This window comes from Sulfuriferula sp. AH1 (assembly GCF_002162035.1).
Lineage (GTDB): Bacteria > Pseudomonadota > Gammaproteobacteria > Burkholderiales > Sulfuriferulaceae > Sulfuriferula.
The window spans coordinates 1,463,329-1,484,783 of sequence record NZ_CP021138.1; the positions used below are offsets into that span (position 1 = coordinate 1,463,329).

The following is a 21,455-nucleotide window of genomic DNA, read 5'->3' on the forward strand; positions in this document are numbered from 1 at the left end:
ATTCAGATTCAGTCGGCTTTGACCGCCTGCGCGAAAGTATCCAGCAAAGGCTGGATTTCTGCACGTTTAAGTTTGAGTGCTGCCTGATTCACGACCAGCCGGGAGCTGATATCCATGACATCGGCAACGGCAACCAGACCATTGGCTTTCAGCGTGCTGCCGCTGCTGACCAGATCCACAATGACATCAGCCAACTTCACCAGCGGCGCTAATTCCATGGAACCGTACAACTTGATCAAATCCACGTGCACACCTTTGGCGGCAAAATACTCTCGTGCGGTTTTCAGGTATTTGGTCGCCACACGCAATCGCGCACCTTGACGGACAGCCTGTTCATAATCAAATGCAGGATGTGCGGCAACCATCATCTTGCACTTGGCAATTTTCAAGTCCAGCGGCTGATACAAGCCTTCACCGCCATGCTCAATCAGCACATCCTTACCGGCCACGCCCATATCTGCCGCCCCATATTGCACGTATGTCGGCACATCAGTGGCGCGAATGATAATCAGGCGTACATCCGCTTGATTTGTGCCAATGATCAGTTTCCTCGATTTTTCGGGATCCTCGCGCGGCACGATACCGGCTGCCTCCAGCAATGGGAGCGTTTCCTGAAAAATACGTCCTTTGGACAAGGCGATAGTAATCATGTTTTCCCCTTCAATGTACGCGTCGTATGCGCGCACCGACCTGGTTGAATTTTTCTTCTATGCATTCGTATCCGCGATCGATATGATAAATCCGTTCAATCACCGTTTCGCCTTCCGCCACCAGCGCAGCCAATACCAATGAAGCCGAAGCACGTAAATCCGTCGCCATAACGACCGCACCCTGCAGACCTTCCACCCCGCGTATCACCGCGGTATTCCCTTCAATTTCAATATTAGCGCCTAAACGCTGCATCTCCTGCACGTGCATGAATCGATTTTCGAAAATGGTTTCAGTTACCGTCGCCACGCCATCGGCGATACAATTCATCGCCATGAATTGCGCTTGCATATCGGTTGGGAATGCAGGATAAGGCGCAGTTTTGATACTTACGGCACGCGGGCGCTGATCCATATCCAGCGTGATGCTACCCTCACCTATTTCGATTTTTGCACCAGCTTCGCGTAGCTTTTCCAGCACCGCGTCAATTGTATCAGCTCGGGTATGCGTGACCTTGATCTTGCCTTGCGTCATCGCTGCAGCTACCAGATAAGTGCCGGTTTCAATGCGGTCAGGCATGATGTCAAAATGGGCACCATGCAGCTTGTCAATGCCGTTGATCGTAATCGTATCGGTACCTGCACCGCTAATGTCAGCACCCATCGCAATCAGGCAATTGGCAAGATCCACTACTTCCGGTTCTCTCGCAGCATTTTCCAGGATGGTGACGCCTTGGGCCAGAGTGGCGGCCATCATCAGATTCTCGGTACCGGTCACGGTCACGGTATCCATAAAAATACGGGCGCCCTGCAAACGGCTGGCTTTTGCATGAATATAACCATGTTCAATGCGGATTTCCGCCCCCATCGCCTGCAGCCCCTTGATATGCAAATCCACTGGACGCAAACCAATTGCACAGCCTCCGGGCAAAGACACCATCGCCTCGCCGCAACGGGCGAGCATGGGGCCGAGCACCAGGATCGAAGCACGCATGGTTTTGACCAGCTCATAAGGGGCTTCCAGATGTGTCAATTCTGCGGCATGCAAATCAACGCCGCCTTGATCATCCAGACAGACTTGCATCCCGATATGCCCGAGCAAAGTCAGTGAGGTACTAATGTCTTTCAACTTAGGCAAATTTCCCAAATGCAGAACGTCCGCAGTCAGCAGACCTGCACACAATATGGGTAAAGCGGCATTCTTTGCTCCGGAGATACGCACTTCTCCAGCCAAACGCATACCGCCATGTATAGCCAGTTTATCCATGGTTTACCTCGGCCCATTGCTCCGGCGTGAATGTTTTCATGGATAGCGCATGAATTTCTGCTTTCATGCGATCGCCTAAGGCGCGATATACCAGCTGATGCTGCTGTATACGGCTTTTGCCTGCGAACTCGGCGCTGACGATAACAGCTTCGAAATGCTGCCCATCGCCTGACACGCGCACCAGCTCGCAAGCCATGCCCTGTTCGATGGATTGTTTAATGCTATCGGGTTGTACCATTTCAATATCTCAATGTCGCAGCTTGTAGCCGCGTTGTAATAAAATCAAACTAAATACGGATAATGCCACAAAGCACACGAGCACGACTAGCAAGCTCAAGCCCGGCGTAACATCACTCGCGCCAAAAAAACCATAGCGAAAACCGTCGATCATGTAAAAGATCGGATTGAAGCGGGACACGGTTAACCAGAACGGAGGTAAGGAATGTATGGAATAAAACACGCCTGACAGGAAAGTCAGCGGCATGATGATGAAATTCTGGAATGCGGCAAGCTGGTCGAACTTCTCGGCCCAGATACCGGCAATCACACCCAACGCGCCCAAAATACCGCTACAAACAAGGGCAAACAAAACCAGCCATAGCGGATGATCGATAGATACCGAGGTAAAAGCCAGTGTCACCACGAACACGCCCAAACCGACCACCAGCCCTCGCGCAATCGCGGCGACAAGATAAGCTGCAAAAAACTCCAGATAGGATAATGGCGACAATAATACGAAAACAATGTTGCCGGTTATCTTGGATTGAATAAGGCTGGATGAGCTATTGGCAAAAGCATTCTGCAACATCGACATCATTACCAGACCGGGCACTAAAAAAGCAGTATAACTGACCCCCGGATAAACCTGCACATGCTCGGCTAGCACATGTGAAAAAATCAACAAATACAACAAAGCCGTGATGACAGGGGCCAATACGGTCTGAAACGAGACTTTCCAGAACCGCAACAGCTCTTTATAAAGCAACGTATAAAAGCCGATCATGATTGCCCCATAATCTGGACAAATATGTCTTCAAGATCCGGCTGCGTCAGTGCGATTTCATTCACGCTGATCCCGGCCAGGCGCAAACTGGCCAAAATACCTTCAATCTCGGCAGGCATCCTTAGGCCGAAGGTGTATACGTTATCTGTATACCTGACAACTCGCGACTGGATATCTGCCGGCAGCACGTTGGGATGTATGCCAATCTGCAACTGCAACTCGTTTGCATTCTTTAACAGATTAGCGGTTTTATCAAGCGCAACAATCTGCCCTTGCTTCAGCATGGCGACACGGTCACATAAGGCTTCCGCTTCTTCCAAATAGTGCGTGGTCAGGATAATGGTATGACCTGCAACATTGAGTTCACGCACGAAGCTCCATAAGGACTGGCGCAATTCCACATCCACGCCCGCCGTCGGTTCATCCAGAATAATCACCGGTGGCTTATGCACCAAAGCCTGTGCAACCAGTACACGGCGCTTCATTCCGCCGGATAATGCGCGCATATTGGTATCAGCTTTATCAAGCAAGCCGAGATTAGCCATGATTTCATCGACCCAGTCGTCATTATGCCGCAACCCAAAATAACCGGATTGAATGCGCAAATTTTCCCGAACCGTAAAAAACGGATCATAAGCCAGCTCCTGTGGCACTACACCGAGTAATTGCCGGGCTGCACGATAATCGCGAACGACATCGTGTCCCATGATTTCTGCAGTACCACCATCTGCACGGGTAAGTCCCGCCAGAATGCTGATGAGCGTAGTTTTTCCAGCACCATTAGGGCCCAACAGAGCGAAGAATTCGCCGGGATAGACAGTCAGATCGACACCGCGCAAGGCATGTAATGCGCCGAAGTGCTTATGCAGCTGATGAATACGTATTGCGGGCGTGGTCACGACAGTTCAGGCGGAAATATAATTTTCCACACCATACAGCGCGGCCAAATTTTCAAGATTTTCAGGCAGGTTGATGCAATGCAACTGTTTACCCATACGCTCAGCTTCCCTGCGACAAGCTAAAATCAGCGCCAGTGCAGTGGAGTCCAGTCCCCGCAGTGCCGAGAAGTCGAATACATCATTCCCTTTTTCCAAGACAGCAATAGCTTCGGCCAATTGGACTGTGGCTGTAGCAATGGTTACTTCTCCCGAAACAGGATAAATATTGCTCATTCGTTGTATAACTTATTTGGAGGTTGTTGCGGCAGCATGATTTTGCTGATTACGTGCCGCCAGCGTATGAATCAGGCTATCAACGCCGTTTTTGCGGATTTCCGCACCGAAAGAACCGCGATAATTCAGAACCAGACTCACACCATCTATCGCCACATCATAAACCTTCCAGCCAGTTGGCGTTTTCTCCATACTGTAATCTATGGGAATAGGCTGTGCACCTGGCTGCTTGACTTGGGTTTGCACTGTCACATCCGTCGCGCCGGCAACCATCGTAAAAGGTTTAAACTCAATCACCTGATTATTGAATGCAGCCAAAGCATTGGAGTAGGTACGCACCAGCAGAGTACGAAACTCTTTAACCAGCGCTTGCTGCTGTGCCGGCGTTGCTTGCCGCCAATAGCGTCCAACAGCCAGCATCGTCATTTGATTAAAATCGAAATGCGGCAATACCTTGGCATCAATCAACGCATAAAGCTTTTGTGTATCGTTTGTCACCGTTTTATCGCGCTTAAGAATGGCAGTGACTTCCTGAGTCGTCGTCTTTACCAGCACATCAGGGGCCATTTCATCAGCACGTGCTGACAAGCTGCATGTCATGACCAGTCCCGCAATTAGAAAACAGCTTAGCTTCTTAAACAGATTAAACATATTGTTATTCGCTTACAAAAATTAGGTTGACTGGAAATTAGAATGTCAACCCGCTATTTAGTTTCACCGATAGCGCGGGATAATTGCGCTACATTCATATTGTAATCATTGACTGTACGCAGATACTCGGCTTGAGTGAGTGCATAGGTTTTCAATGCATCTGCCACTTTATCTGCCTTTTCCAGTCCTGCATTAAAGTCGGCCAGTGAGGTGATCATCCAGCGTCTTCCGGCTGCAGCGCCGTCAGCCAATTGTTGCTGCGCCTTATAATTGGCCTGAACCTGGTTATAGGCTTCTGCCACCTGGAACGGAATGCCTGCCTGGGCAAATTGCGTTTTATAATTCAACGCCTCCAAATTAGCCTGCGCTTGCGCGACTTGTGCCGGAACCACACCAAACGCCATGTCCCATTTCATTCCCACTACCGGAGTTAAACCAGCGTTATTGTATGGATCGTACACATACGGGTTATTAAGCGTATCGCGGCGCGAAGCAAAATTGGCTTGTCCAATGATACCCGCATAAACATTTGGATACATTTCAGCCTTTTTCGCAGCAACCAGCGCCCGACGTGCGCGCATGCCGGCTTCGAGCTGCGCCATTTCCGGGCGATCGGCAACTGCACGCGACTCAAAATCAGCAAGCGTGCCGGCAGGTAATGGCACTGGGGTCAGACTGTCATCTGCCACCTCAAGTTTACTGTCCAGACCAACGCCAGTAAGCAGTTTTAATCCGTCCAGGCTGATCTTCTCGATTGCCGTGGCCTGACTCAGGTATTTGCCCAACATGCCATCCGCAGCTTGCAGCGCATACAAATCCGATTGTTTCGACTCGCCATTATCGTCTTTCAGATTTTTCTTGACTCGACCAAGCGCATCGTTCAAACGGCTTTGCACATCTTCCAACAAACGGCGTGAATCCCGTGCGGTCAAATAACCATAATAGGCGCGTTTCACGTCCATCACAGTATCAGCCTGGCTGATGCGGACATCTCCGCGTTTGACGTCAATGTTACCCTTCGCCGCTTCACTGTATTGTTCAACCTTACCAAATGTATAAAGCGGCTTAATTAATGCAAATTGCAATGAAGTCCAGTCTGACAATCCGCCGGGAAATGGCCCGTCAGTACGGGGAGTCGTACCTGAAGTCGCTCCATTTTGATAAAAACCACCGGAAACTTGCGGCGCCAGTCCAATAAATATGTTCGCACTGACACGCAAACCGTCGTTACCCTTGGCCTCGTCCAGCAATGCTCGCGCAGATTCGACCAGTTGTTCCCGTTCCTTGATGCGCGGATCGGCATTCAGACTCATTTGCACTGCTTCAGTAAGATTCACCACCTGAGCGGAGACGGCCATGGGTGAAGCTAGCGCCATAGCAAGCATGATACTTATTGGATTTTTATTCATGGCTGTGAACTCCTGTATTAGGGGCTGGAACGCGAGCTGGATCAGCTTTAGGCGCGTCTGATGCTTTATTATATAGAAATTGACTGATTAAATTTTCCAATACCACCGCTGATTGCGTAATTTTAATTTTATCGCCTGCAGCAAGGTTTTTTGCATCACCGCCGGGTTCCAGCGCCAGATACTGCTCGCCTAACAAACCAGAAGTCATGATAGCCGCAGAGGTATCTTTTGGAAAAACATAGCGATCATCGAGTTTCAAGCTTACTTGCGCTTCAAAGGTGTTATTGTCGAAACGAATATCGCTCACCCGCCCGACAACGACCCCCGCACTTTTGACGGGCGCCCGGATTTTCAAGCCGCCAATATTGCTGAAATCAGCGTGTACGGTATAGCTGTGCGTCGTACCGAAGCTGCTCATGTTGCCGACCTTCAATGCCAAACCCAAGAGAGCTGCCAAACCCGCAACAACAAATAGCCCGACCCAGAAATCTAGCGTGGCTCTTTCCATGTATCACACCCCTCTGAACATAAACGCGGTTAATATAAAATCAAGCGCCAGGATCGCGAGCGAGGACATTACAACCGTACGAGTCGTTGCACGTGAGATGCCCTCTGCCGTCGGCATAGCGTCATAGCCCTCGAATAACGCGATCGCCGTTACCGTAAAACCAAATACGGCACTCTTGATTACGCCGTTGAGCACGTCTTCACGCACATCAACTGCTGCCTGCATTTGTGACCAGAATGAACCTTCGTCGACACCGATCAGTACCACTCCTACCAGGTAACCGCCGAACACACCGACAATCGAAAAAATCGCCGCCAGCAGGGGCATGGAAATCACGCCACCCCAGAATCGGGGGGCAATCACCCGGGCGATAGGGTCAATCGCCATCATTTCCATGGCTTTTAATTGCTCAGTGGTTTTCATCAAGCCTACTTCCGCAGTAATTGCAGAGCCGGCACGACTGGCAAACAACAAGGCCGCCACCACGGGGCCCAGTTCACGCACCAGAGAGAGCGCTACCAACACACCAAGAGCCTGTTCGCTGCCATAAGTCTGCAGGGTTTCATAGCCTTGCAAACCCAGCACCATACCCACAAATAATCCGGACACGACGATAATCACCAGCGACAACACGCCGCTCGCATAAATCTCCCGAATTATCAGATGAAAGCGCCGCCAGCTTGTTCCCGAGCGCCATAACACCTGCATCAGAAACCGGGTTACGACGCCCATCGTCCAAACACTGTCAATGACATAATGCCCGAGACGGCTAATTACATTTTGCTTGGTTGCCATCAGCTACCGCTCCGCAATCCCAGATCAACGGCATAGTCGGGGGCCGGATAGTGGAATGGCACGGGTCCGTCTTCCTCGGCATGCACAAATTGATGCACAAACGGCAATTTGGATGCCCGTATCTCATCAGGCGTACCTTCCGCTTCTACCACACCGTTGGAAATAAAATAAACATAATCAACTATTTTGAGCGATTCATGTATGTCATGCGTCACCACAATGGAAGTCAGCCCCAACGCATCGGTCAAGCGCCTGATCAGATTGCCGATGATGCCTAGCGAAATAGGATCAAGGCCGGTAAATGGCTCATCGTACATGATCAACATCGGATCGAGCGCCACCGCACGTGCCAGCGCCACACGGCGGGCCATACCACCGGATAACTCATGCGGCATCAACGTATGGGCACCACGCAAGCCAACCGCATGCAGCTTCATCAACACCAGATCATGAATCATTTCTTCGGATAAATTGGTATGTTCACGCATCTGAAAGGCAATATTGTCAAACACCGTCATGTCGGTGAACAAGGCACCGAACTGGAATAGCATGCCCATTTTGCGCCGCATTTTATACAGCGCATCAACTCCGAGTTGATGAATGATCTCACCATCGACCCGCACCTCGCCTTGCGTAGGACGCAATTGGCCGCCTATCAGACGTAACAAGGTCGTTTTACCGCAACCGCTGCCGCCCATGATCGCAATCACTTTACCGCGTGGAGCGACCAAGTTTATCCCTTTCAAAACAGGGCGATCGCGATAAGCAAAAGACACATCGCGGATTTCGATGAGATTATCTGTGGGCACGGCGTATTATAAGGATTTTAGAGGTTAGTATTCTAACCCGATATAGTCATTGCAACAAATATATCCGGTGCACAGAAACAGAAATCCGTTTGGTATTTAAGCTGCAACAGTGGCATCATAAGCATATATTGATTATGTTCAAACGCCATGCAACTCGACCTGTTTTATGAAATCTCGCAGCCTCCGCAACTCCATCGCAGTGAAGCCGATGCATTTGAACAAACCCTGAACGAAATTGCCTTGGCAGATCGCCTGGGTTTCGGCTGCGCATGGCTGGTAGAACATCACTTCATGCGCGGTTATTCGCATTCATCCAAGCCTGACCTGGTACTGGCAGCAGCCAGTCAACGCACCTGTAATATACGACTTGGCCTGGGTGTCACGCCGCTCCCCTATCACCATCCGATACATGTAGCCGAGCGTGCGGCAACGCTGGACATCTTATCGAAAGGCCGATTTGAGTTAGGTATCGGACGCGGTTTTTCCCCTCAGGAATACACAGCTTTCGGTGCAGACATGCGCCACAGTCGCACGCTGACTGCCGAGTCACTAGCGATTCTGCAACTGGCTTTTTCGCGCCACCCGGTCACTTTCCATGGCGAGCACTATCACCTGGATGCACTGGATATCCTGCCCTACTCGATTCAGCAGCCGCACCCCCCGATATGGACTGCTGCGGTAAGCCCGGATACTTTCATCTGGGCGGCGCAGGAGCAGCTCGGCATGCTGGCCGGCCCATTCAAGCCATGGATGATGGTTAAACAGGATATACGACATTATCTGGATGCATGGCAAGGAGCAGCCGCGCCCCGGGCAGGCATGACTGTCGGCATTCTGTGCCTGCCTGACGGCAAACGGGCAAAAGCACTCGCCAAGGACGCGCTGGTCTGGTTTTATCAGCAGCTATTTGCTACCACCCTGCCCGTGCTGGAAAAGCTTTATCCCAGCTACGAGCATTTCCATGACCTGGGGAAATTCCGTAATCTGCTGAAATTGGGCATCAACATGACTATGCTCGAAACATTCGGCATGGTGGTAGTCGGCTCGCCTGCCGAATGCATCGAAAAACTGCAGAAATATCGCGAAGCAGGCGTTACCAACCTGCTTTGCGCAATTGGCGCAGGCGCCTTGGATACCGGGATTATTCAGGAATCAATGCAGTGCATCGCCAGTGAAGTGATGCCGGCATTACAAGACTGATATGCGCGTCCTGGTTACCGGAAGCAGCAGCCATCTGGCACAGGCCTTGCTGCCGTTACTGAGCGGCATGCCGGAAATCTCCGGCATTACCGGCATAGACCGTCAGCCAGGACTTGGCGCCCATCCGAAATTTCGCGCCATACAGGCAGATTTGACCCGAATCGAACTTGCTCCGCTGCTAAGCGGACATGATGCGTTGATCCATCTGGCATTTGTAGTGCTGCGCGGCAAGACCCCGCTGCATGTCATGCGCGCGGTCAATCTGGATGCCTCGCAGCGGCTCTTTGATGCCGCAACGAACGCAGGCATGACGCGCATCATCCATTTATCCAGTGCCTCGGTGTATGGCTCAGGCACGAATGTGGATGAGCGGGCCCTGCTACGCCCCATCCCAGGGTTCCTTTATGCTGAACACAAAGCTGAACTGGAGCACTGGCTGGCAGAACACCATCCGCACATCACCCGGTTACGGCCTCATATCATCCTGGGGAAACACGCACAGCCGCTGCTCGTTAATTTATTACGCCAGCCGTTCTATGTAAAACTGCCCGATCCGCAACCTGTGCTGCAATGCGTACACGAAGACGATGTAGCGCGGGCAATCGTACAGGCATTAATGCATCCTGCCAGGGATGCCTACAATCTGGCTGCGTCAGAATCATTCAGCTTCCGCGATGCTATCATCCGCCGCCATCCTTTTGCCATGCCCATTCCGGCCACCGCTGCCAGGTTCGCTTTGAAACTCTCTTGCAAGACAACAGGTATAGGTGGAGAAGCCGGCTGGATCGAGGGTGTGCCTAACAGCCTTACCCTGGACTGCAGCAAGGCCAGACGCGAGCTCGGCTGGCAAGCGCAAATCGGCCCCTGGGAAATGCTGACCGAAAATTAGATTACGCCAGCACAAACGCCAGTGCCAGCAGCACCGTCAGCAGCACCGGAATCGTCAACACGATACCAATGCGGAAATACTGTCCCCAGCCGATAGTCATGCCGCGCTGCATGAGGATATGCAGCCAAAGCAGCGTCGCCAGACTGCCTATCGGTGTGATCTTCGGCCCTAAATCACAACCGATAATGTTGGCATACACCATGGCCTCACGCATTGCCGGAGTTATTTCCGCCTGGGCAATGGCAAGACTGCCAGCCAGGACTGCGGGAAGGTTATTCATGATGGCTGACAATCCTGCCATGATAAATCCGGTTCCTATTGTTGCCACGGTCAGTCCTTGCCCGCTTAACCACTCGAGTATCGCCGCCAATTCTGCGGTCAGCCCCTGATTTCGCAAACCGTACACAACCAGATACATACCCAATGAGAAGATAACCACTTGCCAAGGCGCTTCGCGAAACAATGTCCACACGGGAATGACGGCCCTTTCCTGCTTTCCCGCAAAATGTTCGCGGCCTGCGAGCACCACCAGTATCAATGCCCCTGCACCCGTAATGAATGAGGTCGGTATCTGCAACCGCTGCGACAGGAGATACCCTGCCAACAAACCGGCCAGCACTGCCCAGCCGGCACGAAACACCAGGGGATCACGAATTGCACTGTCCGGCTGAGGCAATCCGCTGGCGTCATACTGGGCTGGAATATCCTTTTGAAAATACCAAAGCAGAATCAACAGCGAAGCGGCTACGGACACCAGATTTACCCAGCCCATGACTGCCGCATAATCATTGAAACCAATCTCTGCGTAGTTGGCGGCAATAATGTTCACAAGATTGGAAATCTTGAATGGCAAACTGGCCGAGTCAGCAATAAATCCTGCAGCCATCACGAAAGCCAGCATGGCTGCAGGCGTAAAGCGCAAAATTCGCAGTATTTCGATCACCAGCGGCGTTAGAATCAGTACCGCACCATCATTGGCGAACAATGCCGCAATCACGGCGCCCAACAACACGATAAACACAAATAGCAGATTCCCGCGCCCCACTGCCCGTCTGGCGATATGCAGCGCGGTCCATTCAAAGAATCCGGCGGCATCCAGAATCAACGAGATTAAAATCAGCGCAATCAGGGTAAAAGTCGCATCCCAGACAATATGCCAGACAGTCGGTATATCGTGCCATGACACCACCCCAGCCAGCAAAGCCACTCCCGCGCCCAGCCATGCCGATGTGCCTATGCCCAGACCTTTGGGTTGAGTGATAACCAGTGCGAGGGTTGCCAGAAAAATCAGGAATGCCAGCAACATTACAGTAACCGATTCGCAACTTCTGCAACCAGACGTGTACGAATTTCATCACGCACGGCGATAAAGCTATCCAATGGCTCGCCGTACGGATCATGAAAAGGCATATGCAGGCTCGGTATAGCGCGCGGGAATACCGGGCATGCTTCTTTGGCGTTGTCACAAACCGTGACGACCAAATCGATGGGCTGGTCAATGATGGCATCGATATCCTTTGGATACAGGCCATTTGTTGCAATTCCCAGATTCTGTAACGCGGCGATCGCGCCCTCAGCCACTTTTGACTGAGGTTTCGTACCCGCAGAAATCGCATGCACTTGCTCGCCCAAATCATAATTCACCAGTGCTTCCGCCATCTGGCTGCGACAGGAATTGCCGGTACATAAAATCAATACTGTTTTCTTGCTCATTTTAATCCACTCCAATCAATAATATATCCGATTATACAGATATATTATGACGGAACAATGACCCTGGAACGAGGCTTACACGCAGCAGCGTGTGGGCCGATTAGGCATAGCATGCAATCGGAGATTATCTTGCTGCCGGACCGGGTCCGACTTCCAGATATCCTGCAATGCCGCGAAAACCGTTCTGCTCCATGCCGGTAATTGCGGATTCAGGCGATAATATATCCATGTGCCGTCACGGCGCACGCTCAACACATCTGCATCCCTGAGTACGCTGAGATGACGCGAAACCTTCGGCTGCGGCATGGCCAAAGCGAAATGCAGCTCGCAAACACATAGTTCGCCTTCCAGCGCCAGTAAAGCCAGAATTCGTCTTCTGGTTTCATCCGAAAGCGCATCAAAAAACCCGGACTCGGTAATCATCTCAACTCTGCCGGAATCTCGCGATATGCGCTTCATAATGACGCTTGAAGACGCATTCGAGCTCGTCGATTACTTCGACGGCGGGGACACTGTGTATCATGTGGCGCGACATCTGGTCGGACGTATCATGCAGCAGTTTATTCGGCTCCAGCATCGGATAGGTAGCTCGCAAGCGCTTGATGGCCTTGACGACGCTTTCATGATCGGGACGCGGAATGGCAACAGGCTGCGGCAATTCTTCGGCCGGGACGTCTGACGGGCGAGATGACAGGAATGCCAAAAAATCCTGCGCAGTTTGCTGCTGAGCGGGATTCAATCGGCGGAAATTCTCAAGCAATTTTCGTTCTGCGGATGTCATTCGGTTTTCACAACGTTCAAATTAAACACCGGCATTTTATGTCTTTCAGTCATTAAATCCAATGCCGTGACCAGAGCCAGGCAAATCTCAGCGGCAATTTTCTGCCCTTCTGCCCAGTTTGCGCGCGCCTGTTCCAATATTTCGCCGATATTATCCGGTAATGGACGGTTATCCTCCATCATCATGTCTTCGATCATGCCCGGTTTGATTTCCGGCCTGAACAGCATGGCGTAGCTTAAATCGTCGGGGCGTACCGCCAGCCAGCGCCCTTCATCATCCACCACAATCGGCTCCATGCCTTCAGGCAAGGTTGCACTTCCGTTGTACATAACCAGCAGTTTTTTGCCATCCACCGCATTGGCCAATGGGTCGTCCCGCCCGGCTTCGGTTTTGTGGCAAGTCGTCCAGTAGGTATTAAAATAAGGCTCGTCGCTGACTTCGCCGCCTTCATGCAATACCATGACCAGTGCACCAAAGCCGATGCCGACAATGGGGCGGCGCATCTTCTTGAAATTGGTGATCAGGCGCAATTCCTGCGCCAGCCAGGGGTTCGCCTCTTCATCGGTAACCGGGTATGCGCCGCCCAACAGCCATAAGGCATCGTGCTGCGTCGCAGTCGTAGGCAGATCCACGCCTAAAAAGGGGCGTTGATATTGAAAACCGATATTACGTGATTCCAATTGTTTCTCTACCATTCCCAAAAACTCGGAATAGGAATGCTGCACTAGCATGAATCGTTTCATAATATAACCTGTTAATTACGGTTGAGGAGTGTCTGCGATTAAATCGATAAACGATTGCAATAATCTGGAGCGGAATTTTTCTTGCGTGTAAACCAAGGTTAAATCTCGGCGTAAAGGGGGGTTCAAGGGAATTGCCATTAGTTTACCTAATTCACGTTCTTTTATCACTGTTGCTTTTGAGACTACGGATATGCCCAAACCGGCCTCGACCGCACCCTTGATCGCTTCAGGGCTACCCAGCTCCATCACCACGTCCAGCAATTCCGGTTGCGCACCATGCTCACGCAGATATTGATCCACCACTTCACGCGTACCTGAACCGGGCTCACGCCCGATAAAAGGCTCGTTGATCAATTGTTCGGGATGGATATTCCCGTACGCCGCCCAGACATGATTGGCGGCACAAATCACCACCAGCTCATCCTGATAGAATACCTGCGATACCAGACTGGGATGATGCGAGGGTGATTCCACCAGACCTACATCCAGGCTATGATCGATAATGCGGTTTTCGATAGTTTGCGAATTGGCTACAGACAGCCGAACTTGCACTTGGGGAAAACGAGACTTAAATACCCCCAGCATTTGCGGTAACATGTAATCGGCTATCGTGGTCGAAGCGCCTATCATCAATGTGCCATTTGCATGGTCGCTCATTTCCACAAGGCGCGTTTCCATCTCGGTGGTCAGATTCAATATTCTTTCTGCATATTGCATCGCCAACTCACCGGCGGGCGTCAGTATGATCTTGCTGGGTGTGCGTTCGAACAGGCTGATATTGAGCTGCGCTTCCAATTGCTTGACCTGAAAAGTGACCGCAGGTTGCGTCATGCACAAACATTCTGCTGCTTTAGTAAAGCTCAATTGCTTGGCGACAGTGTAGAATACTTGAAGGCGGCGATCGGCCATATGCGGTTCGCAGTAAAAAGTTAATGTCACATTCAAACATATTTAATGCGATGAAGATAGGTAGTTGTTTATGAGTGATGCTTGGAAAAACCTGAATCTCGAAGGCGATGGTTTGCAGGCTGCCAATTTGAAATTAGTGCAACAAATGAAAAAACGCCGGCAGGCCTATATTTTATTGGCATTTTTCCCTTTAGGTCTGCATCGCGACTACCTGGAAGATGTACGCGGCGCCTGGCTGTACCGGATCGCAAGCATTATTGCCGTGGCTGGGTTCTGGCTGGGTTATCTTTGGCCTGCGCTCACTTTGGTCGCACTGATAACAGGCTTCGCCTTATACGACATTCGCTGGATTGAAGACAAAGTGACCGCCATCAACAAGGCGTTGCGCATCCAGGCTTATAAAGCCAAGCCGAGCGTACCGATGCCGAAGGATTTCCGCGGCCGTTACACCGATGAAGGATTGGACGACTATCTGAAACTCAAGGAACAGGAACGCGGTGGACACGTTGCTCCCGGCAAAGACCCCGCCCTCAACAGCCGTAGCCGCGCACCCTCTTTTGCTGAACAGGAAGCCATGCTCAAAGCATTGTCCAAATCAAAATCCGACTCGTCTTCTGACTAAAACGCTGCATGAATCTTGGTTTCTATATTATTTTAACTGCGCAGTTTTTGTCTGCACTGGCAGACAATGCTTTGCTGTTTGCTGCCATCGCCTTATTGAAAGACCTCAATGCACCGAGCTGGCACACGCCAGTCTTGCAAGAATTCTTTGTCGTATCCTATATCGCGCTTGCGCCTTTTGTAGGTGCATTTGCTGATGCCATACCCAAGGGACGGGTGATGTTCATCAGCAACAATATAAAACTTGTCGGATGCTTTGCCATGCTGGGAGGGTTAAATCCACTGTTTGCCTATGGCATCGTCGGTCTGGGAGCGGCAGCGTATTCGCCGGCAAAATACGGCATCCTCACTGAATATTTACCTGCAGAGAAACTGGTAGCTGCCAATGCATGGATGGAAGGCGCTACCGTGTTTGCCATCATTCTGGGTGCCATTATTGGCGGCCTGATGCTCAATCCACATATCAGCGCCACGATGTCGGGTTATCTGCCATGGCTCGACCAGATCGATGTGGCAAAATTCGCCATCATTCTTATTACGCTGCTCTACATCGCCGCCGCTGTCGCAAACTTATTTATCCCGGTTACGGCACCCGACCATCGCCCTCCGCGGCGTGATCCGATTTTCCTGCTGCGAGATTTCGGGCACAGCTTCAAGCAATTATGGAAAGATCCATTGGGACAGGTCTCTCTGGCGGTTACCACCTTGTTCTGGGGTGCAGGTGCCACCTTGCGCCTGGTCATCCTGAGCTGGGCGTTGCTGGTGCTCAAATTCGACATCCAGCAAGCCACACAGCTCACTGCGATTGTCGCAGTCGGCATTGCCATAGGCTCCGTGGCAGCAGGACGCTATGTCAAGCTGAACGACTCGGTCAAGGTGATTCCGACCGGCATAATCATGGGCGTCGTCGTCATGAGCATGGTATTCGTCACCAACGCGATATTAGCTGCCGCACTGCTGATGGTGATAGGCATCCTGGGCGGCTTCTTCGTCGTGCCGATGAATGCCTTGCTGCAGCATCGTGGGCATTTGCTCATGGGCGCAGGACACTCGATTGCCGTACAGAATTTTAACGAAAACCTGTCGATTCTTATCATGCTGGGCCTGTATGCGCTGCTCGATAGTGCAGGCTGGTCAATCAATGCCATCACCATCGTATTCGGTGCATTCATCAGCCTGTCCATGCTGATTATCCAGGTACATTATCGTCACATCAATCCGGCCCATCATGGCTGAAATTGAGCAAGCATTCGCCGCTGATGGGCCGCTCGCTGCCGTTATTCCCGGTTTCCGCGCACGCGATCAGCAAATCGAAATGGCGCTCGCAGTGCAACAGGCGATCACCTCGCAAAGCACCCTGATTGCGGAAGCCGGCACAGGAACCGGAAAAACCCTGGCTTATCTCACCCCCGCCTTGCTCAATGGCGGCAAAGTCATTATTTCCACCGGCACGAAAAATCTGCAGGATCAGCTGTTTCACCGGGATTTACCCGCCGTGCGTGGTGCCCTCGGCGTTCCTGCCACCATCGCACTACTCAAAGGCCGGGCGAATTACGTTTGTCACTATCATCTTGAACGCGCAAGGGAAGACGGACGATTCATGTCGCGTGAAGATGTTGTCCATTTGCAGCAAGTGACCCAATTCGCCGAGCATAGCCGTACAGGCGACAAAGCCGAACTGGCCGGTGTGCCGGAAGACGCCAGCATCTGGCGCCATGTCACATCCAGTCGCGACAATTGCCTGGGGGGCGACTGCCCGCAACACAAACAATGTTTCGTCCTGGAGGCGCGCAAAAAAGCGATGGAAGCCGACATCATAGTCGTCAACCACCATCTGTTTTTTGCCGACGTCTGGTTACGCGATGAAGGCGTTGCCGAATTGCTTCCCGCCTGCAATACCGTGATATTCGATGAAGCGCATCAACTACCCGAAACTGCCGGCCTGTTTTTTGGTGAGACCGTATCGACCGGACAGCTCATCGAACTTGCACGGGATGCGCGTATTGAAGGCGTCGCGTCGTGCAAGGATTACGCCGCCCTTCCCCTTGCCGCACTGGAGCTGGACAAGGCCGCACGCGATTTGCGTCTGGTCTTCACTGAGGACAGCGGGCGCTGGCCATTGGACAAGATCATGCATCGTGACGGTTATGCGGATGCGCTCAAACAATGCGACACCGCATTAACCGCCTTGAATACGCATCTGGAGAGCCAGGCACAACGAGCTCCCGGTATCGAAAATGTATGGCAACGCGGCATGGCTCTGGCAGCCCAGCTCAGCAAATGGCAGCAACCTGCTCCGAATGACGTAGTGCGCTGGGTAGAAGCCTTCAGCCATGCGCTTACCCTTAACACCACGCCGCTCTCGGTTGCCGAAGTCTTCACCAAGCAAATCGAAGATAATGCGCGCGCCTGGATTTTCACCTCGGCGACCTTGTCGGTCAAAGGTGATTTCAGCCACTATCGCACTCAACTCGGATTAACCGATTGCGCCAGCGCAAGCTGGGATAGCCCATTTGATTACGGCAATCAGGCCGTCTTCTATTTGCCGGCAGGCATGCCGGAACCCAACACATTCGGCTACACCAAGGCTGTTGTCGACATTGCGCTGCCATTGCTGGCAGCCAGTAACGGACGGGCATTCCTGTTATTTACCTCATTACGGGCGATGAAAGAAGCGCATGCCCTGCTTCAAGCCGGATTTGAACAGAATCAGCTGGAATATCCGATACTCATGCAAGGCGAACGTTCGCGTACCGAATTGCTTGAACAATTCCGCTCGCTAGGCAATGCGGTATTACTGGGCAGTCAAAGTTTTTGGGAGGGGGTCGATGTCAAGGGCGATGCGTTATCATTGGTCATCATCGACAAACTGCCCTTCGCCCCGCCGGATGATCCGGTATTGTCCGCACGCATTCAGCAAATCAATCAATCCGGCGGCAATGCATTCATGGAATACCAGCTCCCGCATGCGGTGATTACCCTGAAACAGGGGGCAGGCCGCTTAATTCGAGACGAAACGGATCAAGGCGTATTGGTGATCTGCGACCCGCGTCTGGTGTCCAAACCTTACGGACGCCGTATCTGGCAAAGCCTGCCGCCGATGAAACGCAGTCGCGATGCGGATGAAGTGATTGCATTCCTCCGGCAGATGCGACAAACACCACCTTAAAAATCGCGCAGACAGGTTACCGCATCCTGCAAGCGTTCAACCCCGATCACCTCCATGCCGGCAATTACCTGCCGCGGTTTATTGGCATTAGGTACGATAGCCCGCGTAAAACCCAGCTTGGCCGCTTCTTTCAAGCGTTCCTGACCGCGTTGTACCGGTCGGATTTCTCCCGCCAGACCAACTTCGCCAAACACCACAACTTTATCCGGTATCGCCTTGTTTTTGAAAGAGGATACTATCGCCAGCAATAGCGGCAAATCAGCAGCCGGCTCGTTGATGCGCACGCCGCCGACCGCATTGATGAACACATCCTGATCGTAGCAGGCCAGGCCCGCATGGCGGTGCAGCACCGCCAACAACATCGCCAGACGGTTCTGTTCCAGCCCTACCGATAAGCGACGAGGATTCGGGGATGGCGAAGATTCAACCAGTGCCTGTATTTCCACCAATAGCGGGCGTGTTCCTTCTTGTGTCACCATCACACAGGAACCGGGTACATCGGCGCGATGTCCGGACAGAAATATCGCGGACGGATTGGATACGCCTTTCAGCCCCTTATCCGTCATCGCAAACACACCCAGTTCATTGACCGCGCCGAAACGATTCTTGAATGCACGTACCAGACGGAAAGTGGAGCTGGTATCGCCTTCAAAATACAGCACTGTATCCACGATATGCTCCAGCACACGCGGCCCTGCCAATGCACCTTCTTTGGTCACATGCCCGACCAGAAAAATCACGGTTCCGGATTGTTTGGCAAAGCGGGTCAATTGCGCGGCGCACTCCCGCACTTGTGCGACCGATCCTGGTGCAGATTGCAATCCTTCCGAATAAATTGTCTGGATGGAATCAATTACCGCAATAAATGGCTGATGCTCCTGCAATGTCGCCAGGATCTTTTCCAACTGTATTTCGGCCAGCAATTGCAGATTATCCGCATCCAGCTGCAAACGATGCGCCCGCAAGGCAATCTGGCGAGCGGATTCCTCGCCACTGACATACAGCGTCTTATGCGTTTCACTCATCGCCGTCAATGCCTGCAATAACAGCGTGGATTTGCCGACCCCGGGATCTCCGCCGATCAATACCACACCCCCTTTCACCACACCGCCGCCTAACACGCGATCCAGTTCGGATATGCTCGTTTCCACCCTTTCATCTTCTACTGCCTCGACACTGGCCAGGCTCTGAATCTGACTTACCACCGACAAGGCGCTATAGCGGGGAGGCGCAACCAGTTCCGTCACGGTTTCAACCAGCGTATTCCAGGCGCTGCAATGCGAACATTGCCCTTGCCATTTACTCGATGATCCGCCGCATTCGGTACAGGTATAAAGGATTTTTGGTTTAGCCATCTGATTTAGAAAGGTAAATTAAGCAAGTGATTTGGCTGAAACGGTGTTGCTAGACACCGGTCATTAAGCTATGCTTGTTCGGCAGTTATTTTTATACAACAAAAAACAAGGACACAACACCATCATGGGTAACAAAATCAAAGTCGCTATTCTGGGTCTGGGTACAGTTGGAGAAATCTTCTCTGAAAATTTTCTCGAAAAAATTCAAAGACAACATATTAACGTAGAGATTGTGGCGGTAGCCACCCGTCATCCGGACTCGCCTGTTGCATTAGGTTTTGCTCACAGCAATGTTCCGGTTTTCGATAACGCATTAAAAGTCATAGAGCTAGGTGAAAAAGTCGACATCATCTTTGACCTGACCGGCAATATCGAATTGCGCAAGGAGCTGCGCAACCAGCTGCAAGCCACCAATAATCGCCACACCGTTATTGCACCCGAAATCTTCGCACAACTGCTGTGGAATTTCTTTGGAGAAGATAGCGATTTGCCGCAAAGCAAACAGACAGGATACTAAAAGCGCTTCGCAGGCCACCGCCGTGGGGATTTATGCATATCTGAGTCCCCACCGAAACCCCGATACCGACGCATTAAACAATTCAATCTCAGTCGTAGCGTAGTCTCATCGCCTCTCGTACGTCACGCATCGTATCACGGGCATATTCCCTGGCCTTCTCACAACCGTCTGCAATCAGATTGCGTACGAGCGATGGACTTTCCATGTACATTTTAGCGCGTTCCCGCATCGGCTCCTGTTCTTTCAGCACACCATCGATCACAGGCTGTTTGCATTCCACACAACCAATCCCGGCACTTACGCAGCCATTTTGTACCCAGGCCCGCGTGCCTTCATCGGAATAAATCTGATGCAAAGGCCATACCGGACATTTTTCCGGCGTACCGGGATCCATTCTGCGCACACGGGCCGGATCAGTGGGCATGGTGCGTATCTTCCGGGTGACACTCTCGGCGTCTTCACGCAAGGTGATGGTGTTATGGTAAGACTTGGACATTTTCTGACCGTCCAGTCCGGGCATTCTGGATGCAACCGTCAACAGTGCCTGCGGTTCAGCAAGAATAACTTTGCCACCGCCTTCCAGATAACCAAACAGGCGTTCGCGGTCGCCCAATGAAAGATTTTGTTGCTCGTTAATCAACGCATGCCCCGCTTCCAGCGCGGTATCGTCCCCTTGCTCCTGATAACGCGTGCGCAACTCTTCATACAAGCGCGCTTTCTTGCTGCCCATTTTCTTGATGGCGGCCTCCGCCTTTTGTTCGAAGCCGGGCTCGCGACCGTATAAATGATTAAACCGCCGCGCCATCTCGCGCGTAAATTCGACATGGGGTATCTGATCTTCCCCCACAGGCACCTGATTCGCACGATAGATCAGAATATCCGCACTTTGCAACAATGGATATCCCAGAAAACCGTAAGTCGAAAGGTCCTTTTCGGTTATTTTTTCCTGCTGATCCTTGTAGGTAGGGATACGCTCCAGCCAGCCCAACGGGGTAATCATCGATAACAGCAAATGCAATTCGGCATGTTCCGGCACTTGCGACTGGATAAACAGGGTAGCCTGATTGGGATCCACCCCAGCTGCCAGCCAGTCGATCACCATTTCCCACACATTATTCTGAATGATTTCGGGGCTATCGTAATGCGTAGTCAATGCATGCCAGTCAGCAACGAAGAATAGGCACTCATGCTCATGCTGGAGTTTGATCCAGTTCTTCAATACACCATGGTAATGGCCCAAATGCAGCCCCCCTGTCGGGCGCATACCCGATAAAACTCTATTTGCGTACATAATTAT

General features: G+C 51.8%; 25 protein-coding genes. 6 read left to right on the forward strand and 19 right to left on the reverse strand.

Annotation, left to right across the window (positions count from 1 at the left end; all coding sequences use genetic code 11):
- Positions 1-8 precede the first annotated feature (8 nt).
- From hisG to CAP31_RS07435, 11 genes are all read right to left on the reverse strand, one after another.
- Positions 9-650, reverse strand: coding sequence for an ATP phosphoribosyltransferase (gene hisG, locus CAP31_RS07385; RefSeq protein WP_087446950.1), 642 nt, complete (start codon positions 648-650; stop codon positions 9-11).
- A 10-nt stretch (positions 651-660) separates the two neighbouring features.
- On the reverse strand, positions 661-1,914 hold the full coding sequence (murA, locus tag CAP31_RS07390; protein ID WP_087446951.1) for a UDP-N-acetylglucosamine 1-carboxyvinyltransferase: 1,254 nt from the start codon (positions 1,912-1,914) through the stop codon (positions 661-663).
- Positions 1,907-2,152, reverse strand: a complete 246-nt coding sequence (locus CAP31_RS07395) for a BolA family protein (protein WP_087446952.1) — start codon at positions 2,150-2,152, stop codon at positions 1,907-1,909. Before CAP31_RS07395 ends, murA begins: the two co-directional genes overlap by 8 nt.
- A gap of 9 nt (positions 2,153-2,161) precedes the next feature.
- Positions 2,162-2,917, reverse strand: coding sequence for an ABC transporter permease (locus CAP31_RS07400; RefSeq protein ID WP_087446953.1), 756 nt, complete (start codon positions 2,915-2,917; stop codon positions 2,162-2,164).
- Positions 2,914-3,816, reverse strand: coding sequence for an ABC transporter ATP-binding protein (locus CAP31_RS07405; protein ID WP_087446954.1), 903 nt, complete (start codon positions 3,814-3,816; stop codon positions 2,914-2,916). Before CAP31_RS07405 ends, CAP31_RS07400 begins: the two co-directional genes overlap by 4 nt.
- A gap of 6 nt (positions 3,817-3,822) precedes the next feature.
- The gene (locus CAP31_RS07410) at positions 3,823-4,089 is read right to left on the reverse strand and encodes a lipid asymmetry maintenance protein MlaB (RefSeq protein WP_087446955.1); all 267 of its coding nucleotides are present in this window, start codon (positions 4,087-4,089) and stop codon (positions 3,823-3,825) included.
- 12 nt (positions 4,090-4,101) lie between these two features.
- Positions 4,102-4,689, reverse strand: coding sequence for a phospholipid-binding protein MlaC (locus CAP31_RS07415; protein WP_223247208.1), 588 nt, complete (start codon positions 4,687-4,689; stop codon positions 4,102-4,104).
- Between the two features lie 104 nt (positions 4,690-4,793).
- Positions 4,794-6,149 (reverse strand): TolC family protein, encoded by a 1,356-nt coding sequence (locus CAP31_RS07420; RefSeq protein WP_087446957.1) that lies wholly within the window; start codon positions 6,147-6,149, stop codon positions 4,794-4,796.
- A complete protein-coding gene (mlaD, locus tag CAP31_RS07425; RefSeq protein WP_087446958.1) occupies positions 6,142-6,657 on the reverse strand; it encodes an outer membrane lipid asymmetry maintenance protein MlaD in 516 nt (171 codons plus the stop codon). Before mlaD ends, CAP31_RS07420 begins: the two co-directional genes overlap by 8 nt.
- Positions 6,658-6,660: 3 nt before the next feature.
- Positions 6,661-7,452, reverse strand: a complete 792-nt coding sequence (gene mlaE / locus CAP31_RS07430) for a lipid asymmetry maintenance ABC transporter permease subunit MlaE (protein ID WP_087446959.1) — start codon at positions 7,450-7,452, stop codon at positions 6,661-6,663.
- Positions 7,452-8,261 (reverse strand): ABC transporter ATP-binding protein, encoded by an 810-nt coding sequence (locus tag CAP31_RS07435; RefSeq protein ID WP_087446960.1) that lies wholly within the window; start codon positions 8,259-8,261, stop codon positions 7,452-7,454. Before CAP31_RS07435 ends, mlaE begins: the two co-directional genes overlap by 1 nt.
- A 147-nt stretch (positions 8,262-8,408) precedes the next feature.
- Between CAP31_RS07435 and CAP31_RS07440 the strand changes: the two genes are divergently transcribed.
- Both CAP31_RS07440 and CAP31_RS07445 read left to right on the forward strand, forming a co-directional pair.
- Positions 8,409-9,461: an LLM class flavin-dependent oxidoreductase gene (locus tag CAP31_RS07440; RefSeq protein ID WP_087446961.1), complete on the forward strand. Its 1,053-nt coding sequence runs from the start codon at positions 8,409-8,411 to the stop codon at positions 9,459-9,461.
- Position 9,462: 1 nt separating this feature from the next.
- Positions 9,463-10,350: an NAD-dependent epimerase/dehydratase family protein gene (locus CAP31_RS07445; RefSeq protein WP_087446962.1), complete on the forward strand. Its 888-nt coding sequence runs from the start codon at positions 9,463-9,465 to the stop codon at positions 10,348-10,350.
- 1 nt (position 10,351) lies between these two features.
- Here CAP31_RS07445 and CAP31_RS07450 read toward each other — a convergent pair whose 3' ends face one another.
- The 6 genes from CAP31_RS07450 to CAP31_RS07475 form a co-directional block, all read right to left on the reverse strand.
- On the reverse strand, positions 10,352-11,656 hold the full coding sequence (locus CAP31_RS07450; RefSeq protein WP_087446963.1) for an arsenic transporter: 1,305 nt from the start codon (positions 11,654-11,656) through the stop codon (positions 10,352-10,354).
- Positions 11,656-12,063 carry an arsenate reductase ArsC gene (locus CAP31_RS07455; protein WP_087446964.1) on the reverse strand — a complete coding sequence of 136 codons (408 nt, stop codon included), beginning with the start codon at positions 12,061-12,063 and terminating at the stop codon, positions 11,656-11,658. Before CAP31_RS07455 ends, CAP31_RS07450 begins: the two co-directional genes overlap by 1 nt.
- Positions 12,064-12,138: 75 nt before the next feature.
- Positions 12,139-12,486 carry a metalloregulator ArsR/SmtB family transcription factor gene (locus CAP31_RS07460; protein ID WP_087446965.1) on the reverse strand — a complete coding sequence of 116 codons (348 nt, stop codon included), beginning with the start codon at positions 12,484-12,486 and terminating at the stop codon, positions 12,139-12,141.
- Between the two features lies 1 nt (position 12,487).
- On the reverse strand, positions 12,488-12,844 hold the full coding sequence (locus CAP31_RS07465) for a hypothetical protein (RefSeq protein WP_087446966.1): 357 nt from the start codon (positions 12,842-12,844) through the stop codon (positions 12,488-12,490).
- Positions 12,841-13,587 (reverse strand): type 1 glutamine amidotransferase, encoded by a 747-nt coding sequence (locus CAP31_RS07470; RefSeq protein WP_087446967.1) that lies wholly within the window; start codon positions 13,585-13,587, stop codon positions 12,841-12,843. Before CAP31_RS07470 ends, CAP31_RS07465 begins: the two co-directional genes overlap by 4 nt.
- A 15-nt stretch (positions 13,588-13,602) precedes the next feature.
- A complete protein-coding gene (locus tag CAP31_RS07475; RefSeq protein ID WP_087446968.1) occupies positions 13,603-14,496 on the reverse strand; it encodes a selenium metabolism-associated LysR family transcriptional regulator in 894 nt (297 codons plus the stop codon).
- Positions 14,497-14,566: 70 nt separating this feature from the next.
- On the opposite strand from CAP31_RS07475, the gene CAP31_RS07480 reads away from it, so the two are divergent.
- From CAP31_RS07480 to CAP31_RS07490, 3 genes are read left to right on the forward strand one after another with little or no spacing between them, the layout of a single operon-like run.
- Positions 14,567-15,118 (forward strand): hypothetical protein, encoded by a 552-nt coding sequence (locus CAP31_RS07480; RefSeq protein ID WP_087446969.1) that lies wholly within the window; start codon positions 14,567-14,569, stop codon positions 15,116-15,118.
- A gap of 8 nt (positions 15,119-15,126) precedes the next feature.
- Entirely contained in the window at positions 15,127-16,353 is a 1,227-nt protein-coding gene (gene lplT, locus CAP31_RS07485; RefSeq protein ID WP_087446970.1) for a lysophospholipid transporter LplT, read from the forward strand.
- Positions 16,346-18,286: an ATP-dependent DNA helicase gene (locus tag CAP31_RS07490; RefSeq protein ID WP_087446971.1), complete on the forward strand. Its 1,941-nt coding sequence runs from the start codon at positions 16,346-16,348 to the stop codon at positions 18,284-18,286. The genes lplT and CAP31_RS07490 overlap by 8 nt, the downstream gene beginning before the upstream one ends.
- On the opposite strand, the gene radA is transcribed toward CAP31_RS07490, so the two are convergent.
- Positions 18,283-19,641, reverse strand: coding sequence for a DNA repair protein RadA (gene radA / locus CAP31_RS07495; RefSeq protein WP_087446972.1), 1,359 nt, complete (start codon positions 19,639-19,641; stop codon positions 18,283-18,285). The two genes, CAP31_RS07490 and radA, sit on opposite strands and share 4 nt — an antisense overlap.
- A 124-nt stretch (positions 19,642-19,765) precedes the next feature.
- On the opposite strand from radA, the gene CAP31_RS07500 reads away from it, so the two are divergent.
- Positions 19,766-20,158: a hypothetical protein gene (locus CAP31_RS07500; protein ID WP_087448308.1), complete on the forward strand. Its 393-nt coding sequence runs from the start codon at positions 19,766-19,768 to the stop codon at positions 20,156-20,158.
- Between the two features lie 88 nt (positions 20,159-20,246).
- Here CAP31_RS07500 and CAP31_RS07505 read toward each other — a convergent pair whose 3' ends face one another.
- Complete coding sequence (locus tag CAP31_RS07505) at positions 20,247-21,449, reverse strand: tryptophan--tRNA ligase (protein ID WP_087446973.1); 1,203 nt, start codon at positions 21,447-21,449, stop codon at positions 20,247-20,249.
- Positions 21,450-21,455: the final 6 nt, after the last annotated feature.

Coding starts and splice junctions, on each gene's coding strand:
- CAP31_RS07490 (WP_087446971.1), top strand. CDS start 16,346: ATGGCTGAAATTGAGCAAGCATTCGCCGCTGATGGGCCGCTCGCTGCC.
- CAP31_RS07410 (WP_087446955.1), bottom strand. CDS start 4,089: ATGAGCAATATTTATCCTGTTTCGGGAGAAGTAACCATTGCTACAGCC.
- CAP31_RS07450 (WP_087446963.1), bottom strand. CDS start 11,656: ATGTTGCTGGCATTCCTGATTTTTCTGGCAACCCTCGCACTGGTTATC.
- CAP31_RS07505 (WP_087446973.1), bottom strand. CDS start 21,449: ATGTACGCAAATAGAGTTTTATCGGGTATGCGCCCGACAGGGGGGCTG.
- CAP31_RS07395 (WP_087446952.1), bottom strand. CDS start 2,152: ATGGTACAACCCGATAGCATTAAACAATCCATCGAACAGGGCATGGCT.
- CAP31_RS07460 (WP_087446965.1), bottom strand. CDS start 12,486: ATGATTACCGAGTCCGGGTTTTTTGATGCGCTTTCGGATGAAACCAGA.
- CAP31_RS07470 (WP_087446967.1), bottom strand. CDS start 13,587: ATGAAACGATTCATGCTAGTGCAGCATTCCTATTCCGAGTTTTTGGGA.
- CAP31_RS07415 (WP_223247208.1), bottom strand. CDS start 4,689: ATGACATGCAGCTTGTCAGCACGTGCTGATGAAATGGCCCCTGATGTG.
- mlaD (WP_087446958.1), bottom strand. CDS start 6,657: ATGGAAAGAGCCACGCTAGATTTCTGGGTCGGGCTATTTGTTGTTGCG.
- mlaE (WP_087446959.1), bottom strand. CDS start 7,452: ATGGCAACCAAGCAAAATGTAATTAGCCGTCTCGGGCATTATGTCATT.
- CAP31_RS07480 (WP_087446969.1), top strand. CDS start 14,567: ATGAGTGATGCTTGGAAAAACCTGAATCTCGAAGGCGATGGTTTGCAG.
- murA (WP_087446951.1), bottom strand. CDS start 1,914: ATGGATAAACTGGCTATACATGGCGGTATGCGTTTGGCTGGAGAAGTG.
- CAP31_RS07440 (WP_087446961.1), top strand. CDS start 8,409: ATGCAACTCGACCTGTTTTATGAAATCTCGCAGCCTCCGCAACTCCAT.
- CAP31_RS07445 (WP_087446962.1), top strand. CDS start 9,463: ATGCGCGTCCTGGTTACCGGAAGCAGCAGCCATCTGGCACAGGCCTTG.
- CAP31_RS07500 (WP_087448308.1), top strand. CDS start 19,766: ATGGGTAACAAAATCAAAGTCGCTATTCTGGGTCTGGGTACAGTTGGA.
- CAP31_RS07475 (WP_087446968.1), bottom strand. CDS start 14,496: ATGGCCGATCGCCGCCTTCAAGTATTCTACACTGTCGCCAAGCAATTG.
- CAP31_RS07465 (WP_087446966.1), bottom strand. CDS start 12,844: ATGACATCCGCAGAACGAAAATTGCTTGAGAATTTCCGCCGATTGAAT.
- CAP31_RS07420 (WP_087446957.1), bottom strand. CDS start 6,149: ATGAATAAAAATCCAATAAGTATCATGCTTGCTATGGCGCTAGCTTCA.
- CAP31_RS07455 (WP_087446964.1), bottom strand. CDS start 12,063: ATGAGCAAGAAAACAGTATTGATTTTATGTACCGGCAATTCCTGTCGC.
- CAP31_RS07400 (WP_087446953.1), bottom strand. CDS start 2,917: ATGATCGGCTTTTATACGTTGCTTTATAAAGAGCTGTTGCGGTTCTGG.
- radA (WP_087446972.1), bottom strand. CDS start 19,641: ATGGCTAAACCAAAAATCCTTTATACCTGTACCGAATGCGGCGGATCA.
- hisG (WP_087446950.1), bottom strand. CDS start 650: ATGATTACTATCGCCTTGTCCAAAGGACGTATTTTTCAGGAAACGCTC.
- lplT (WP_087446970.1), top strand. CDS start 15,127: ATGAATCTTGGTTTCTATATTATTTTAACTGCGCAGTTTTTGTCTGCA.